A 340-nucleotide genomic window follows, 5' to 3' on the forward strand; every position below is an offset into this window, starting at 1 on the left:
AAGTATCGAGAGATACAGAACTTACTTAAAGTTCAAGCTTTAGTTTTTATTTGGTTGATATATAAAAATACAAAACCCACTAGAAATTAGTATAGGGAAGAGATACAGGAGCCCAGAGCCATGAACCAAGACGAATGAAAGTCTTGTATCTAGCATCTAGGATCTGTAAGTCTAAAAAGACAGTCTCGTAGCTCAGCTGGTTAGAGCGCTACACTGATAATGTAGAGGTCGGCAGTTCGAGCCTGCCCGAGACTACTAATTATAAGACGGGAAGATAAAAGAGGCAGGAGCCAAGAAAAAAACTTGAATCTAGCATCTTGAGTCTCTTAGTCTACTAGAG

Annotated in this window: 1 tRNA gene; it reads left to right on the forward strand. The window is 39.4% G+C overall.

The features are described 5' to 3' along the window. Positions 1 to 181: 181 nt before the first annotated feature. A tRNA-Ile gene (locus ACM6F9_RS07355) sits at positions 182 to 255 on the forward strand. Positions 256 to 340: the final 85 nt, after the last annotated feature.

It is taken from the genome of Chryseobacterium sp. IT-36CA2 (assembly GCF_949767875.1).
Classification (GTDB): Bacteria; Bacteroidota; Bacteroidia; order Flavobacteriales; family Weeksellaceae; genus Chryseobacterium.